This window comes from Rhodoferax sp. GW821-FHT07G04 (genome assembly GCF_059418585.1).
Genome location: NZ_JBWKQD010000004.1, coordinates 75323 through 91961, shown reverse-complemented (window position 1 = coordinate 91961; position 16639 = coordinate 75323). Strand labels below are relative to the sequence as shown.

At 63.2% G+C, this 16639-nt stretch carries 13 protein-coding genes; 2 read left to right on the top strand and 11 right to left on the bottom strand.

Annotation, left to right across the window (positions count from 1 at the left end):
* Positions 1-13: 13 nt before the first annotated feature.
* The 4 genes from AC07OO_RS19730 to AC07OO_RS19715 form a co-directional block, all read right to left on the bottom strand.
* Positions 14-1330: a methyl-accepting chemotaxis protein gene (locus AC07OO_RS19730; protein WP_495083851.1), complete on the bottom strand. Its 1317-nt coding sequence runs from the start codon at positions 1328-1330 to the stop codon at positions 14-16.
* A gap of 108 nt (positions 1331-1438) precedes the next feature.
* Positions 1439-2827 (bottom strand): type II toxin-antitoxin system HipA family toxin YjjJ, encoded by a 1389-nt coding sequence (gene yjjJ / locus AC07OO_RS19725; protein WP_495083850.1) that lies wholly within the window; start codon positions 2825-2827, stop codon positions 1439-1441.
* 117 nt (positions 2828-2944) lie between these two features.
* Positions 2945-5170, bottom strand: coding sequence for a RelA/SpoT family protein (locus tag AC07OO_RS19720; RefSeq protein WP_495083849.1), 2226 nt, complete (start codon positions 5168-5170; stop codon positions 2945-2947).
* A gap of 19 nt (positions 5171-5189) precedes the next feature.
* Positions 5190-6092, bottom strand: coding sequence for an alpha/beta fold hydrolase (locus tag AC07OO_RS19715; RefSeq protein ID WP_495083848.1), 903 nt, complete (start codon positions 6090-6092; stop codon positions 5190-5192).
* Positions 6093-6200: 108 nt separating this feature from the next.
* Between AC07OO_RS19715 and AC07OO_RS19710 the strand changes: the two genes are divergently transcribed.
* On the top strand, positions 6201-6971 hold the full coding sequence (locus AC07OO_RS19710) for a 3-hydroxybutyrate dehydrogenase (protein ID WP_495083847.1): 771 nt from the start codon (positions 6201-6203) through the stop codon (positions 6969-6971).
* Between the two features lie 54 nt (positions 6972-7025).
* On the opposite strand, the gene AC07OO_RS19705 is transcribed toward AC07OO_RS19710, so the two are convergent.
* Positions 7026-8243 carry a glutamate carboxypeptidase gene (locus AC07OO_RS19705; RefSeq protein WP_495083846.1) on the bottom strand — a complete coding sequence of 406 codons (1218 nt, stop codon included), beginning with the start codon at positions 8241-8243 and terminating at the stop codon, positions 7026-7028.
* A 131-nt stretch (positions 8244-8374) separates the two neighbouring features.
* On the opposite strand from AC07OO_RS19705, the gene AC07OO_RS19700 reads away from it, so the two are divergent.
* Positions 8375-9286: a LysR substrate-binding domain-containing protein gene (locus AC07OO_RS19700; RefSeq protein ID WP_495083845.1), complete on the top strand. Its 912-nt coding sequence runs from the start codon at positions 8375-8377 to the stop codon at positions 9284-9286.
* Between the two features lie 6 nt (positions 9287-9292).
* Here AC07OO_RS19700 and AC07OO_RS19695 read toward each other — a convergent pair whose 3' ends face one another.
* The 6 genes from AC07OO_RS19695 to AC07OO_RS19670 form a co-directional block, all read right to left on the bottom strand.
* Positions 9293-9820, bottom strand: coding sequence for a nucleotidyltransferase family protein (locus AC07OO_RS19695; protein WP_495083844.1), 528 nt, complete (start codon positions 9818-9820; stop codon positions 9293-9295).
* A complete protein-coding gene (locus AC07OO_RS19690; RefSeq protein WP_495083843.1) occupies positions 9793-10815 on the bottom strand; it encodes an XdhC family protein in 1023 nt (340 codons plus the stop codon). The genes AC07OO_RS19695 and AC07OO_RS19690 overlap by 28 nt, the downstream gene beginning before the upstream one ends.
* A gap of 6 nt (positions 10816-10821) precedes the next feature.
* Complete coding sequence (locus tag AC07OO_RS19685; protein ID WP_495083842.1) at positions 10822-13104, bottom strand: xanthine dehydrogenase family protein molybdopterin-binding subunit; 2283 nt, start codon at positions 13102-13104, stop codon at positions 10822-10824.
* 24 nt (positions 13105-13128) lie between these two features.
* Positions 13129-13587, bottom strand: a complete 459-nt coding sequence (locus tag AC07OO_RS19680; protein WP_495083841.1) for a (2Fe-2S)-binding protein — start codon at positions 13585-13587, stop codon at positions 13129-13131.
* Between the two features lie 75 nt (positions 13588-13662).
* Positions 13663-16119: a protein kinase domain-containing protein gene (locus tag AC07OO_RS19675; RefSeq protein WP_495083840.1), complete on the bottom strand. Its 2457-nt coding sequence runs from the start codon at positions 16117-16119 to the stop codon at positions 13663-13665.
* Positions 16120-16243: 124 nt separating this feature from the next.
* Positions 16244-16513 (bottom strand): hypothetical protein, encoded by a 270-nt coding sequence (locus tag AC07OO_RS19670; RefSeq protein WP_495083839.1) that lies wholly within the window; start codon positions 16511-16513, stop codon positions 16244-16246.
* Positions 16514-16639: the final 126 nt, after the last annotated feature.

The following is a 16639-nucleotide window of genomic DNA, read 5'->3' as shown; positions in this document are numbered from 1 at the left end:
GCCCGCCGATCAATCAAAACGTCTCCCAATCGTCGTCCGCGCCGCGTGCAGCGGGTTTGGGGACGGCACTTGGGGCGGCTGCGGGCTTGGGCGCCGCCAGCTTCTGCACCGGCCTGGCGGCGGGTTTGGCCAGCGGCTTGGCTTGGGGTGCGGGCGCCCTGGCATGGGAAACCGCAGCAGGCTTGACAGATGGCTTCGCATGCTGCGCAGGAGCACCACCGCGGTTGGTGCCCACGCCCATGTCGCTGGGCAGCTTGAATTCGCCCACCAAGCTGTGCAGCTTGGCGGCTTGGTACTTGAGGCTTTCGGCAGCGGCGGTTTCCTGCTCCACCAAGGCAGCGTTTTGCTGCATGGCCACGTCCAGATGCTCCAGCGTGGTGGCAATCTCCTGCAGGCCTTGCGATTGCTGGCGGGATTTGCCGCTGGCCTCGACGATCAGGCTCGAAACCTCTTCGATGGCCTTGACCACCTCACCCATTTTTTCACCGGCGTTGTTGACCAGGCCGGCGCCCTTTTCCACCTGCTCAACCGAAGTCGTGATCAGGCGTTTGATTTCCTTGGCAGCCTCGGCCGAGCGCCCTGCCAGTGAACGCACTTCACTGGCCACCACGGCAAAGCCGCGGCCCTGCTCGCCAGCACGGGCCGCTTCCACCGCCGCATTCAAGGCCAGGATATTGGTCTGGAAGGCAATGCCGTCGATGACGGAAATGATGTCGGCAATCTTGCGGGACGATGAGTTGATCTCTTCCATGGCCGCCACGGCTTGGTTGACCACATCGCCACTGGTGTGCACCAAAGCGCTGGTGCCCTGGCTGAGGCTGGTGGCCTTTTGCATGGCGTCCGAGCTTTGCGCTGCAGCATCCGTCATTTCCTTCATGGCGCTGGAGGCCGATTGCAGCTCCGAACTGCCCTGCTCCGTGCGGCGGCTCAGATCCTGATTGCCCGCGGCAATCTCTGCCGACGCATTGCTGACCTGCCAGGCCCCATCGTTCAACGCGCCCAGCATGGAGCGTATGCGCAATTGCAGCGCCTGCATGGTGCCCAGGCCTTCACGCAATGTGGGGTTGCCAAAGCTGGAGGACACGTCTTTTGTCAGATCACCATGGCCCATGCGGTCGGCGCCAGATATCAGCTCTTCGACAAATTGCTTGCTGGCCAGCGCGCTGTCCAGGTACAGCCACAGCATGAACAGGCCCACACCCAGGCTGCTCAGTATCAGCGTCGTCTTGCTCCACTCCATCAGCACGCCAGTGACCACCACCACCTGCAGGGTGATGTTGAGCACCAACTGAATGACCACGCGTTGCTTGAGGGTGAGCTGATTGAACATGCCGCTGTCTCCTTGTTGATTGGGGGTAATTTAGCAGACGAAACATGGGGCCAGTGCACTTTTAAGCCGAGAAAAGTGCGGATAAAGCACGGGCGCAGGCGCCTCGGCTCAGGCGAGCCCCGTCAGGCGGTGCAGCTCGCGCAAATTGGCGGCACAAATGGCGCGGAATGGTGCGCTGATGCGCTCGTCATCTGCAGCCGACTGCCAAAAACCCTGGGCGGCACGGCTGGCCTGCAGCCAAGCCGCTCGGTCCTTGGGCGCAGGCAGTCCCGGCGCATAGTCGGTGCGGGGTATCTCCCCGCCCGCCAGCGGGGCGTAACCCATGGGCAGCATGTCGTACACGGGCGCGACCTGCAGCCGGCCTGCCCCGGGAACGAAGCTGACATTGCCCTTGTGCATGTCGGCATTGGCGATGAGTTTGCCAAAGGCCCAGATGGTACGCAGCTCAGCCGCAGCATCGGCATGCAACCACCCTTGGGCCAGCATCTTGTCGCCAGCGTCACCCCAGTCGGTGCTGGTGGATGGAAGTATGGCGGCCTCCAGCGCCTCCAGGCTGCACAGCGGGCTTCTGCCAAACAGGCCGTGCCTATCGAACCGCTCCACTTCTAAAAAGGTGCGCCCGCCGTGTTGCAAGACCCGGCTACGGGCGCTATGGATGTCGGTGATGCTGCGAATGGCTTGCAGCGCGAGGTGTTCGCAGACCAGCAGGTCGGACCAGCGTTGAACGGTGTGCGAACGGTCATTGGCCGAAAACTTGACGATCACATGCGGCGTGTGAGCGCCCCGCAGCGCACGCAGGGCGGTGAACTTGGGGAATTCGCCCCCCGCGCTAGAGCCCGCAATGCCCCGTGCGCTGGCCTGCTGGGCGCGCTCCCAGTAGGCCTGGGGGGTGTCTTCTTCGCTTAACACAGCCTGTGGCTGGGCCTTGTTCTCCAGCCAAGCCTGCAAGGCTGTGTCGCCAAGGATAAGGTTTCCACTGGTGTCTGCTCCCTTGCCCAGCAGAATGACCAGCACGTCGTCGTCACCCCATTCCTTGGGGTTGGGCGATACACCTAGCGCCCGGGATTCCAGGTGGGCGAATTGGCGACCCAGAAAACCCTGGGGCTTCATGTCTTGCAAGGGATATGGCAGGCCATCTGGCCATACGCCCTGCGCAAACTCCTGTTCAATGGGCCAGCCCATGGCCGCGACATCCAGAACCGTGTCCCGCGGCGCGATCAACTCGAGCTGGCCGACCTGGGACGGCACACCACTGCGGTCGATCGCATAGACAGGTGCGGAGATGGTCAGCCCGCGCAGCGCGCGGCGCAAGTAGTAGCGCGTGCCCCGGGCCTTGCCCAGACGCAACACGGTATCGCCCACTTCGCCCAACATGCGCACCATGGTGGGCGTGCTGACCTGGGCCAGCGCAGCCAACTCCGTGCTCTTAGCGCCGGGGTTGCTGTGCAATAGACGTGACAGTTGCGCGCGGGGGAACTCCAGTGTTTTTGGCGGCATTGTGATTCGATTATTGAATCAATATTTTGCCACCTATGCAACAAATTACCAAAGAGAACTTAAAGAAATTGCGCTGAATCTGTGGTTTTTGTGATTCGATATTTTTTCAATTCAGGATCAACGCCGGCGCGCCGCCCGCACCCCGCTCAGGTCGGCCACAATGCCCAGCACCTTGGTCAGACGCCCGGAATCGCTGACCTCTACGGTGAACGTCATCCACGCAATGCCGCGTATCGACTGGGTCTGTACGCCGATCACATTCATCTTTTCCTTGGCAAACACTTCGGAAATATCGCGCAGCAGGCCCTGGCGGTCATTGGCTTCCACGGCCACGTCCACTGGGTAGACGGAGCCATCACCACCGGTCTTCCCGCCCCACTCCACGTCGATAACGCGGTCGCCACTGCGGGTCACCATATTGCGCAGGTTGGGGCAGTCGGCCCGGTGCACGCTGACGCCCTTGCCGCGGGTCACAAAACCACAAATGGCATCCGGCGGCGCGGGCTTGCAGCACTTGGCCAACTGCGTCATCAGTGAATCGATGCCCACCACCAGTACACCGCCCTTGCCGCCCGTGGCGCGGGGCTTCTTGAGCGGCATGTAGTCGTCTTGCGCGGCGGCTGGTTCCGGTGGGCGCAACAGCAGTTCGATATTGCGCAGCGAGAACTCGTCCTTGCCCACCACTTCGAACAAATCGTCGGCTGAGTTGAAGCCCAACTGCGAAGCCAGGTCGTCCAGCTTGACTGCGGTCTTGCCTTCACGCTGCAGCAGTTTTTCCACCGCATCCCGGCCCTTGGCAACGGTTTCGCCCATGGCCAGTGCGTTGAACCAGGCCCGCACCTTGGCACGGGCGCGGTGGCTGGCCAGGAAGCCCAGCTCGGGGTTGAGCCAGTCACGCGACGGGCCGCCCTCCTTGACCGTGCTCACCTCAACCGTCTGCCCATTCTTCAATGGGGTGTTCAGCGGCACCATGACACCATCGACCCGCGCACCGCGACAGCGGTGGCCCAAGTCAGTGTGCACGCTGTAAGCGAAGTCCACCGCTGTGGCGCCCTGGGGCAGCTCGACGATGGCTGCATTGGGTGTCAGCACATAGATGCGATCGTCAAAACTGACGGCGCCCTGCTGCCCCTCTTGCGCACCCGACAGATCGCGTTCCCAGGCCAGCAGTTGGCGCAGCACGGCGATCTTGGCATCGTATTCACCGCTAGCACTGACCCCGGCATAGCCCTTGGTACCGGCCTCCTTGTAGGCCCAGTGGGCGGCCACGCCGGTCTCGGCATGGTCATGCATGGCTTGGGTACGCACCTGCACCTCGATGGGCTGGCCGGTGGCGTCACGCACCACCGTGTGCAGGGACTGGTAACCATTGGCCTTGGGGCGGGCGATGTAGTCGTCAAACTCGTCGGGCACGGGTGTGAAGTGGCTGTGGACCCAACTCAGCGCCGCATAGCAATCGGGCACACCCGGCACCACAATGCGCAGCGCGCGTATGTCATACACCTGCTCGAACCCCAGTGACTTGCCGCGCATCTTCTTGACGATGCTGTAGATGTGTTTGGGCCGGCCCTGCACCGTGGCATGGATACCCTGCTTGCCCAGGTCTTCGGCCAGTTGCAGGCGCAGCTTCTCGACATGGGCCTCGCGCTCCACCCGCTTTTCGTCCAGCAGCTTGGCGACGTTGCGGTAGGTTTCGGGCTCCAGGAAGCGGAAGGACAGGTCCTCGATTTCCCACTTGATTTCCCAGATGCCCAGACGGTTGGCCAAGGGCGCAAACACCTGCAGGGATTCGCTGGCCAGGCCGGGCGGTACAGGGGCCTTGGTGGCCGCGAAGTAACGCAGCGTCTGCAAGCGCGAAGCCAGGCGCAGCATGACTACGCGCAGGTCGCGCGAGAAAGCCAGCAGCATTTTGCGCACGCTCTCGGTCTGGGCCGCTGCCGTCTGGGCCATGGGCGCGACCGCAACCTGCCCAGCGGAGGCGTTCTGGGCCAGGCGGGCCATGCGCTGCACCCGCACCAGCTTGGTGGTCTCTATCGCCAGATCGGCGAAATTGCTGCCAAAGGCCTTGGCAATCACCTCATGCGGTTTGTTCAGGTGGTCGCAGGTGTAGACCAGGTAGCAGGCCGCCTGCATGGCCTGCGAGCCGCCTATGCTGTGCAAAATGCGCGCCACCGCATCGGCGTGGGCCAAGACATTTTCGCCAGTGTCCAGGGTTTCGCTGCCCAACAGCGGCTCGGCAAAGGCGCGGGCACGCAGCAGGGCATCGGCCTGCTCGGGCAGGCTCTGGGCGGTAGCGGCAATGACGGGCGCCGTAGGCCCGTGCTCGGTCGACAAACTTTTCATCGTGAACGCACAACAGGCCTTAACCCAGCACAAAGCTGGTCACGGTCTCCACTTGGTCTGGTGCAATCAGCGTGGGCGCGTGGCCCACACCAGCAAACTCCACCAAGCGGGCTTTGGGGCCACGCTCGGTCATCGTCTTGGCGGTCTGCGGCGACAGCAGATCCGACTGTGCGCCACGCAGCAGCAGGGTCTGGGCCTGCACGCCGTCATAGAGTTGCCACAGCATGGCTTCGCCCTGGGCCGCGGACTCTTGCGTCACCGCGGTGAAAGGCACGGCAATGGCCGGGTCGTAGTGCAGGGTCACCGCCGTGTCAGAGCCCGGCACCGGCTTGACCATGTGGCGCGACAGCTCCAACCACTGCGCGGGCGTATGCGGCCCAAAGCTGGTGGATATAGCCCACATAGCGTCGGCCGCCTGCTGCAAGGAATCAAACTTGACCGAACGCCCCAGGTAGGCACCAATACGGGCCAGCGCCTCCCATTGGATCACAGGCCCAACGTCATTCAACACCAAGCGACGCAGCTGAAGCGGCAAGGGAAACTGCTTCTGCCCAAAAACCGTCATTCCGATCAGGCCGCCCATGCTGGTGCCCACCCAATCCAATGTCTGGGTCGTCGGCTGCAAGTAGGCAAGCAAGGCCAGCATATCGGCTGCATAGGTGGGCATGATGTAGGCCTGCGGGTCGGCCAACCAGTCGCTCTTGCCGCGGCCCACCGCGTCGGGGCAGACCACGCGCAGCGCGCCGCCCGCCTTGGCCACCAGGGCCTGGGCCAGCACGTCAAAGTCGCGCCCCTGGCGCGACAGGCCGTGTAAACAGACCACGACGTGACTGGCCTTGGGGTCGCCCCATTCCCAGAAGGCCATGCGGTGCCCGGCGCCGGCATCGGGGCACGGTAGGTAGTTCAGCTTAGGGTCAGACATGGTGCAATGGGTGGTTTGATAATGAAGGATCAGGCATTGGTTTTGTGTCAAAAGGGTTTCGCAATTTCAATGCCATACGTGGATCGTAATTGATTAAAAAGGATGACCATGCTCAAAGGTAAAACAGCTCTCGTTACCGGTTCCACCAGCGGCATTGGCCTCGGCATTGCCAAGGCTCTGGCCGCCCAGGGTGCAAACATCGTGCTCAACGGCTTTGGTGATGTGGAAGGCCCCAAGGCCGAGGTTGCAGCCCTGGGCGTGCAGGTGGCCTACCACGGTGCCGACATGAGCAAGCCGGCCGAGATCGAAGACATGATCACCTTCGCCACCAAGACCTTTGGCAGCCTGGACATCCTGGTCAATAACGCCGGTATCCAACACGTGGCGCGGGTTGAGAACTTCCCGGTGGAGAAGTGGGACGCCATCCTGGCCATCAACCTCAGCAGCGCCTTCCACGCCACACGCCTGGCCTTGCCGGCCATGCAGACCAAGAACTGGGGCCGCATCATCAACGTGGCATCAGTCCACGGCCTGGTGGCATCCGCCGAGAAAGCCGCCTATGTGGCCGCCAAGCACGGCATCGTGGGCCTGACCAAGGTCACCGCGCTGGAGAACGCCACCACCGGCGTGACCTGCAATGCCATCTGCCCCGGCTGGGTGCTGACACCACTGGTGCAAAAGCAGGTCGATGCCAAGGCCACCGCCCAAGGCATCAGCAACGCCGATGCCACCAAGCAATTGCTGGGCGAAAAAGAACCTTCCCTGCAGTTCACCACGCCTGAAGAACTGGGCGCCCTGGCCGTGTTCTTCTGCTCGCCCGCGGGCAACAATGTGCGCGGTGTAGCCTGGAATATGGATGGCGGCTGGGCAGCGCAATAAGCCGGGCTCGGTGGCGGAGGCCTGCCTGCGCACAAGCCTCGCCAGAGGGCTCAACTATTCACTGAGCTTCTCGATCAAGCGCATCGTCAGATAAAGACGTGGAGCGATGCTGTCCGTGTCCACAAACTCATCGGAAGAGTGGATGCGGTCACCCACCACGCCTAGCCCATCCAGCACCACGGGCTTGGCAGCGCCAGGGGTAAACGCAAAACCGGCATCGGTGCCATAGCGCATGGCCACGGGTTCAATGGACTTGCCGATCTCACCGTAGAGGGTATTGGCCGTTCGGGCCAATTGCTCGGTCTGCGGGTTGCGCTGAAAGGGCGGGCGGCGGTATTCCACTTTCACCTGTACCTCGTTTTCAGGGACCATCTTCTTCTGGATGATGCGGTCGGCATCGCGCTGCACACGCTCCACCTCGCTCAGGTCCGACATGCGCATATCCGCGGTGGCACGGCCGGCTTCGGGAATGATGTTGCTGCGGTCGCCAGACTGCACCACGGTCCAGTTGACGGTCGTGCCCTTGGCGGGGTCGCCTAACTGCCCCAATTGCAGCAACTGGTACGCCAGCTCCATCGCCGCATTGCGGCCCTTTTCGGGCGCAGAACCCGCATGCGAAGCCAGCCCCTTGACCTGCAGATTGACGAAGGAAATACCATTGGTCGCCACGATCAGCTTCTCGGCCTCGGGCGGCTCAAAAATCAACACGGCATCCTGTTGGGGCGCCAGGCGGCGAATGGCTTCGCGTGAACCTATGGAGCTTTTCTCTTCATCCGGGTTGAACAACACCGTCAATTCGCCATAGCGCTCGAACCCCTGCGCCTTCAACAAGGCTATGGCATGCAGGATCAGGGCGACACCACCCTTGGCGTCCGCCGCACCCGGACCATAGGCGCGCTGCCCCTCCACACGGAACGGCCGCCGCCCCGCCTCGCCCACCGGGAACACGGTGTCGTAGTGGATCATCAGCATGATCTTGGAGCTGCCCTTGCCTTTGAGGCGGCCCACCACGACCTTGCCCACCGAGGGTGGCGCGGCCGAGGTTTCCACGGTTGCGCCCAGCGCCTGCAGGCGGCGCACCAGTTCGGCCTCCACCAAGGCCAGGCCCTTGCCGTCGTCGGTGCCTGAATCCAGATTGACCAAGGTCTCCATGGTCTTCAGCACGGCCGGCTTTTCAGCCAATGCGGCGTGATGCGCCCATTCATGGCTTTGGCCATACGCGGCCGCCATGCCCAGCACCAAGCCCAACGTAGCGAACTTATGGATTTTCATGTGTGTGTCTCCTGTTGCGCATACATGCCAAAACGGAATTTCATGCATTGCGTGCTGCCGATTCTTGCCCTGGGCGTTGATTAGCGATAGCGAAAGATAGGCGTCAGGTTCATTCCTAGAATGAATGAACTATGCGCAAGCTCTACCCCCCCATGCCCTGGTTGCGGGCCTTTGTGGTGACCGCCCGCCACGGCAGCATTTCGCGTGCGGCGGAAGAACTGCACCTGACGCAAGGCGCGGTCAGCAAGCAAATTCTGGAGCTGGAACAAAGCCTGGGCGTGGCGCTGTTTACACGTGAACGCAAGCGGCTGTTTGTGTCGTCTGCGGGGCAGAGTTATTTGCCGGAGGTGCAGGCGGCGCTGGCGCAGATCGAGTCCGCCACGCTGGAGCTGATGGCGCACGGCAACCAGGGCGGCGCCCTGCATGTGTACTGCGTGCCCACCTTCGCCGCCAAGTGGGTCATTCCACGCATGGCGCGTTTGTATGAGATGCACGCATCGGTGACGGTGGACTTTGTGCACACCAGCCGCGGGCAGGACTTCAATAGCCTGGAGCTGGACTGCGCGATCCGCTATGGCAATGGCGATTGGTCCGATGCCGACAGCGACTACCTGGCCGGCCGCGAGTTGCTGCTGATCGCCCCGCCCAAACCGCACCGCAGCGCCACGCTGAACCGTCCGGCCGACGTTGCCAAACACACGCTGCTGCACCACTTCCAGGTGCCCGACGCCTGGCCCCAGTGGTGCCGCGCGCAGAGGCTGACCCAGTTGACGGCCCTGCAGGGGCCGGTGCTGGACAACTACAACTCCATCATTCGGGCCGTCATGGCGGGCTTGGGCCTGGCCCTGGTGCCGGCCTGCCTGGTGCGCGAGGACATTGCGGCCGGCCTGGTCAGCGCGCCGCTGCCGGATTCGGTGGCGCCGTACCAGATGGCATCGGGCTACTTTTTGTGCTGCCCGCGCGGGCGCATCCATACACCGGCGCTGGCGGTGTTTCGGCAATGGCTGTTGGACGAGGCGCGCAACGACAACACTGCGCGGTGAAGCCCGTCACCCGCGCTGCGCCGCCTGCTCCAGGTCTTGCACGGTGTCGATGTCGGTCACAGTGCCGATGTCGTTTACTATCAATTCGGTAGCGCCATACGCTTGTACCACGAGGGCTGCACCCTTATTTCCTTTTAGGGCCAAGAGCGCATCACGGCATGCGGGCGCAAAACCGACCGGGTGCCCGCGCTGCCCCTGGAACACCGGCACCACGACCGCATGCTGCGCCAGGTGCTGTGCAACCGCCAGCAGCGTGGCGCTCTGGACCAGCGGCAAGTCGCCGGGTAATACCAACCAGCCCGCTGCGTCCTGTGTGGCGCGTACGGCAGCGGCGATCGAATCGCCCATGCCGGCGTGCGGTCCCGTTTCCACATGGAGAGGCAGACCTGTGGCGCGCACCGCGTCCAGCGTGTGCTGCAACACCGGCTTGCCGTGCAGCAGCGCGTCGAGCTTGGAACCCTGACCGCCGGAAGCTTGGAAGCGTTCGCCGCGGCCGCTGGCCAGTATCAGGACTGTGGGAGAGGTGTCGCGCACGTCGAGGGCTCGGACGCTGATTGGGCGGCGGACGTGGCGTTCTTGACCTGGATGATTTCGGCGATCACCGACACCGCAATCTCGGCCGGTGTCTTGGCGTTGATGAACAGGCCCACCGGGCCGTGCAGCCGGGCCAACTCTGCGGGCTGCAGATCAAAATGCTCGGCCAGGCGCTGCTTGCGCGCCTCCTGGTTGCGGCGGGACCCCAAGGCACCCACGTAGAAGGCGTTGGACTGCAGCGCCTCCAGCAAGGCCATATCGTCGAGCTTGGGGTCGTGCGTCAGCGCGACGATGGCGGTGTGCGCATCGGGCACCAGTTCGCGCACCACGTCGTCCGGCATGCCTTGCAGGCGGGTGACGCCATCCATCTGCAGCATGGCGGCATATTCTTCACGCGGATCACACACCAGCACCTCAAAGTCCAGCATCTGCGCCATCTGCGCCACGGCCTGCGACAACTGGCCCGCGCCTATCAACAACAAACGCCACTTGGGACCAAAAACGGTGGTCAACACGCTGCCGTCAAAGTGCATGGCCTGCCCGCGCTGGGCGACCAGCAGGCGTACGGCGCCAGTGGCCAGCGTCAGTTGCCGGGCCACCAGCTCATGCGCCTGCGTGCGTGCCAGCAGCTCTTCAACCCAGGCCACATCCAGCAGCGGCTCGCGCACCAGGCGCAGCGTGCCGCCACAGGGCAGGCCAAAACGTGCCGCCTCTTCCTTGCTGACCCCATAGGCCAGCATGGACGGTGGCGCCTGTGTACGCGGCTGGCCATGGGCATCCTGAAAGGCGGCCTTGGTCTGTGCAATCAAGTCGTCTTCCACGCAACCGCCGGACACCGAACCGCTGACCAGGCCATCGTCACGCACCGCAAGCAGGGCGCCAGGCGGACGCGGTGCGCTGCCCCAGGTTTCGACCACGGTGACCAGCGTCACCGCGTGGCCACTCTGCCGCCACCGCAGGGCATCACCCAGCACGCGCAGGTCCAGACTTTCCATGCGGGCTCAGGTCAGCTTGAACGGCAAGTCGCGCGGCGTCTTGCCGGTCAGCTTGGCAATCGCATTGCCAAAGGCCGGCGCCAGTGGTGGCAAGCCAGGCTCACCCATGCCGGTGGGTGGTTCGGCGCTGGGCACGATGTGCACCGCGATCTTGGGCATGTCGGGCATGCGGGCCACCACATAGTCGCCAAAATTGCTTTGCTCCACCATGCCGTCCTTCAGCGTGATGGCCGCACCGGGCAGGCAGGTGCCCAGGCCCATCAGCGCGGCGCCCTGCACTTGCGCCTCCACCGTCTTGGGATTGACGGCCAGGTTGCAATGCACGCCAGCTGTCACCGCATGCAGCTTGGGCACACCCTTGGTGACCGAGGCTTCAGCCACATAGGCCACCACGGTGTCAAACGATTCGTGCACCGCCACGCCCCAGGCCTGGCCCTTGGGCAGCTTGCGTTTGCCGTAACCGGATTGCTCCACCGCCAGCATCAACGCGGCCTTGTGGCGAGGGTGCTTGTCACCCATCAGTTTGAGGCGGTAGGCCACCGGGTCCTGCTTGGTGGCGCGGGCGATTTCGTCGACCAGGGTTTCCATCACGTAGGCGGTGTGTGTGGAGCCCACGCTGCGCCACCACAGCACCGGCACATTCTGCTTGGGATGGTGCACCGAAAGCTGCATCGGCACGTCATAGGGCTCGCGCATGCCTTCGACGATGGTGGCGTCTATGCCATCCTTGACCATCATGGCTTCGAACGGCGTGCCCGACACAATCGACTGGCCGACGATGACGTGGTCCCAGGCCAGCACCTTGCCCTTGGCATCAAAGCCGATCTCGGCGCGGTGCACATGCATGGGGCGGTAGTAGCCGCCCTTGATGTCGTCCTCGCGGCTCCACAGCACGCGTACCGGTGCGTCCAGGCCCGATGCTTGTGCCAGCTTGGCCACGGTGCAGGCTTCGACCACATAGTCGGCCGTGGGCACGGCACGCCGGCCAAAGCCGCCACCGGCCATCTGCACATTGACTTTGACGTTCTGCGGCTGCAGGCCCAGGACCTTGGATGCCACCATGCCATCAAAGCCCGGCATTTGCGTACCCAGGTAAATGGCAGCCTTGGCGTCTGCCCCGCTACCGCTCAGTTGCACGGTGCAGTTCAACGGCTCCATGGGCGCATGCGCCAGGTAGGGGAAGGTGAACTCGGCGCTGATCTTCTTGGGCGCCTTGGCCAGCGGGCCCATGTCGGCCTTGTACTTCAATGCGCCGGTTTTCTTGGCCAGGGCTTTGTAGCTGGCCAATTGCTTGGCACTGTCGACTTTCTCGACGCCGGAAGCGTCCCACTCCAGCTTCAGCGCATCGCGCCCCTGCTTCGCGGCCCAGTAGCCTTGCGCGACCACGGCCACGCCTTCGCCGCCCCGGTCGGTGGGCATGCGCAACACGGCCTTCACACCCGGTATGGCCTTGGCGGCGGTGTCGTCCAGCGACTTGATCTTGGCCCCCCATACCGGCGGGTGCGCCACCACGGCGGTCAGCAGGCCGGGCAATTGCACATCGATGCCAAAGTTCTGCTGGCCGCTGGACTTGGCCCGCGCGTCCAGGCGTGGCGTGGCCTTGCCGATGATGCGGAAGTTCTTGGCGTCCTTGAGCGCCACCTTCTCAGGTACTGGCAATTTCATCGCCGCATCCGACAGGTCTCCATAGCTGATGGATTTGCCACCCGCACCGATGACCATGCCGTTCTCGGTACGCAGCGTGCTGGCGTCCACGCCCCACTGCGTGGCCGCAGCAGACACCAGCATGGCGCGCGCCCGCGCACCCAGCTCGCGGTACTGCATGAAGGAGCGTTTGATGGAGCCCGAGCCACCGGTAAGGTGCATGCCAAAGGCGGGGTCTACATAGGCGGGGTTGGCATCGCCGTGCTCGGCGCGTACCTTGCTCCAGTCGGCGTCCAGCTCCTCGGCCAGGCACATGGGCAGGGCGGTCAGCACGCCCTGGCCAAATTCCAGGCGGTTGATGGCCACCGTTACCGTACCGTCCTTGTCAATGCGCACAAAGGCGGCCGGCTGCTCGAACGGTTTGAGGCCGGCGGGTGCAGCCGGTGCGGTGCCCTGTGCACCAGCAACCATTGGGTACGCGCCCAGCGCAAAGCCAGAGGCCACGCCCATCTTTAGGAAGCTGCGGCGTGGCAAACCGTGTTTTGCTACTGATTCAGTAGCGCCTTGCGTACGTTCTACGAGGGCTAGCAGCCCTTTTGGCAATTGGTCTCTGGCCAGATCCAGGCTTGCGGCGTCGAAATGCATGGTGATTTCCTCGCTTGGGTAGGGTTAGGCCAAACTGGCGGCAGCAGCGTGGATGGCGCTGCGCACACGGGCGTAGGTGCCACAGCGGCAGATATTGCCGGCCATCGCGGCATCGATGTCGGCGTCACTGGGTTTCTTGTTGGTCTTTAGCAGGGCCGTGGCGCTCATGACTTGGCCGCTCTGGCAATAACCGCACTGCACCACATCGTGTGCGACCCAGGCGTTTTGCACGGCCAGCCCCACTTTGTCGGCGGCCATGGCTTCAATCGTCGTGATTTTTTTGCCCGCCGCTGCAGAAATGGGGGTGATGCACGAGCGGGTAGCCTGGCCATCGATGTGCACGGTGCACGCCCCGCACAAGGCTGCACCGCAACCGAACTTGGTGCCGGTCATGCCCAGCGTGTCGCGCAGGGCCCAGAGTATGGGGGTGCTGGAATCGGCATCGACCTGTGTGTCTTTGCCATTGATATTGAGTGTTGGCATGCAGTCTCCTCCGTCACGGCCACGGTGGCCGGGTCGGCGAAATGTAATCCAATTCCGGGAAACGTGCAGGCAGTTCTAACTTGACTGCTTGAAAGCCATCAAAGCCTGGTTGCGCAGGGTGCGCAGCAACGCCAGCTCTTTCTCGTCCAGTTCCAGCGCGCCGCGCTTTTTCTTGTCAGCGTAAATCAGGCCAAAGGGCGCGCCCTTGATCATCAGCGGCAGCAACAGAAAGGTGGGCGCATTCAAGCCCTTGCGGTACCAGTCTGGCAGGCGCTGCGCCAGCCTGGGCTCGGTGGCGTCGCTGATCATCGTGTCGGTGCCCTTGCCGCACACCACGGCAAACAGATCCGGCGTGGCCGTCCTGAGCGGCACCTTGAAGCCCTTGGCGAAGGATTCCACACCGTCGCCCAGGCCAAAACGGCCGGTCATTGTCTCGGTCTTGGCGTCACGCATGCAAAAGATGATGTGGTCAAAGCGCATGGCGCGGATCATGGTCTCCAGAATCATGCGCAGCACGTCGGTGAGCTTGAAGTCATCCACCATGGCGTTGGTGATATCTTGAATGCCGGCAGTCAGTATCTGTGTCACCAATGACTCCTGCGGCCTGGCAAAGTCATGGGCTTCTGGAATGGTGGTGTTGGTCGCATGCAATTCGAAGGCCGCAAAACCGCTGTCCACATCCGGTGTGTGCCCGTCGGAGCCCTTGTCCAGAGAGAGCTTGGGCATGGACAACAGGTTGGCGGCGGCCGAACCGGGCGTGACCCGTATCTCCATCGCGGCCGCCAGCTCGATCAGCTTCTGCCGCGCGGCGGTGGTGGCGGCCTGCACGGCTTTGGAGCCCACGCCCAGGGCCGACACATACTTGCGGGTAACCGCCAGCACGTGCGCATCCACGTCCTTGGGGGCAGAGTGCAGCAGCACATCGGCAATCTCGTTGGCGGCCAGCGCGATCCAGCGCATGCGTTCGTCATCGTCGGACGGCGCTTTGGACGGTACCGGGCCGGTGGGCTTGCGCATGCAGCGCTGCATGCTGGGCGGAAGGCCCCAGGCCTTGGCGATACCCAGACCCAAGGCCTCGAAGCTCAATCCCAACACGTTGATGGATGCAGTGGTTTCACTGACGGGCTCGCGCGTGGACAGTACCATCTTGCGCACTTGGCTGGCCTCTTCCGGAAAGTAGAACTGCACCAGCAGGCGCCCCAGGTTCTGGAACATCGCGCCAATGAAGGCTTCTTCGCTCTCCCCTGCCCCGGGACACAACTCTCCACCGATGGAGCCGGCCATCAGCGAACGCAGAAACTCCTCCTTGAGCTGGCCGGCATGGGCCTTGTCGTGCATGTGTTCCAGCAGCACCAGGCTCAGGGCCATATTGCGTATGCCGTTGAAGCCCACCAGGTTGACAGCACGGGATACGGTGTTGATGCCCCCGCGCTGCCCATAGTGCGCACTATTGACCATGCGCAGCAACTTGTTGGTCAGCGCCACGTCCTTGAGGATTTCATTGGTGACACTGTTGACGCTTTCGGTCTCCGAATTCGCCATATCCTGGATGCGCACCACCGAATCCGACAACGCCGGGAAGTCACTCTTGTGCCGCATGCGGCGCAGCAAAAAGTCCAGCGTACTGTTGTCTCCGGTGGTCTTGGCCGCGGCGTCGACCGGCTTGGCCCACTGCTCCAATTCATCCTGAAAAGCCTGCGCCGTAGGGAAGCGCTGCTGTGGATCCCGCGCCAACGCCCGCTGCACGATGGCGCGCAGGCGGTCGTCCACATCGGCAGTCATGTCGTCGGGCAAGCTGAACTGCTCATGCACCACACGGTAAACCGAGCGGTAAGGATCGGGCTCGTCAATCAATGGCCTGCCCATCAGCAACTCGGCCAATACCACGCCCGCAGAGAAAATATCCATTGACGCCGACGGCGCAGCGCCATTGGCCGCCTCGGGCGACAAATAGCCCACCGTGCCGCCGCTGGGCACTACGGGGTCTGTACTGTTGCGGTCCGGAATGCGGGCGGCAATGCCAAAGTCCAAAACCCTGGCTCGACCGGCTGTATCCACCAGCACATTGGAGGGCTTCAAATCGCGGTGGACGACGTTGACGGCGTGGGCCACAACCACCGCGTCCAGCACGTCCAGCATCAGGGCCACGGCCTCTTGCGGCGGTATGGCACCGCGCTGCTTCAAAATCTGGTCCAACGTATTGCCGGCAATGTACTCAAACACCAGATAGGGCTGCTGATCCTGGATGTCAGCCTCGTAGACCGGCACGATATTGGGGTGCTTCACCCGACCGACGCTACGGGCTTCGTCCAGCCATTGCACCAGGGCCTGCGGGTCGGAACCGCTGCCAGGGCGCATCACCTTGATCGCCACCTCCCGCTCCAGCCGCGGGTCAAAGGCCAGCCACACCGTGGACTGAGCGCCGCGGCCCAGCATCTTGCGCAACTCAAAGCGCCCCAGGGTGTCCGACACCCGCAGTGAGCCCGTTGCCAACGGCGACCGGCCATTCGTGAACGTGGAAGGTGCTGGCATGCTCAGGCAGGTTGCGGTTTGCGCATTTTTGGTGTCAAAACCGCAGTATGACACCGCAGTGCCCCCCAGGCCAAGCACGAAGATGGGGGCGCTTGCCCCTTTATTTTTATCGCTGCTGCCGGCGCTATTGCTGGCGCAGTTGCTGGCGCAAATCAGCCCGCTCCTGGGGGCTGAGCAGACGCTGGGAGCCTACTGGCAGGTCCCGCGCCATGGCTACATCGGCCTGCGACTTGAGCGAGGCCCGCAGCAGGGCTCTGCGCTGCTGAACGTCACCATCGCGCGCAGGCTCCCGGGCTTCGGCCTTGGCCGGCTCGGCCGCTTCCTTGGCAGGCTGCGCATCGGCAGCGACGGCCAATAGAGCCAGTAAACCGTATATGACGCGGGGCGCAAACATGGTGATCTTTGTTGTGGTTCTCAGATTGTCTTCCTCGCTTTTTATTGTTGGAGTATCGTCCGCAACAGTCTTCCGATTTTTGTAACTTTCTGTCAACACCTGGAATTTAGGCAGGTCGAAGACCCG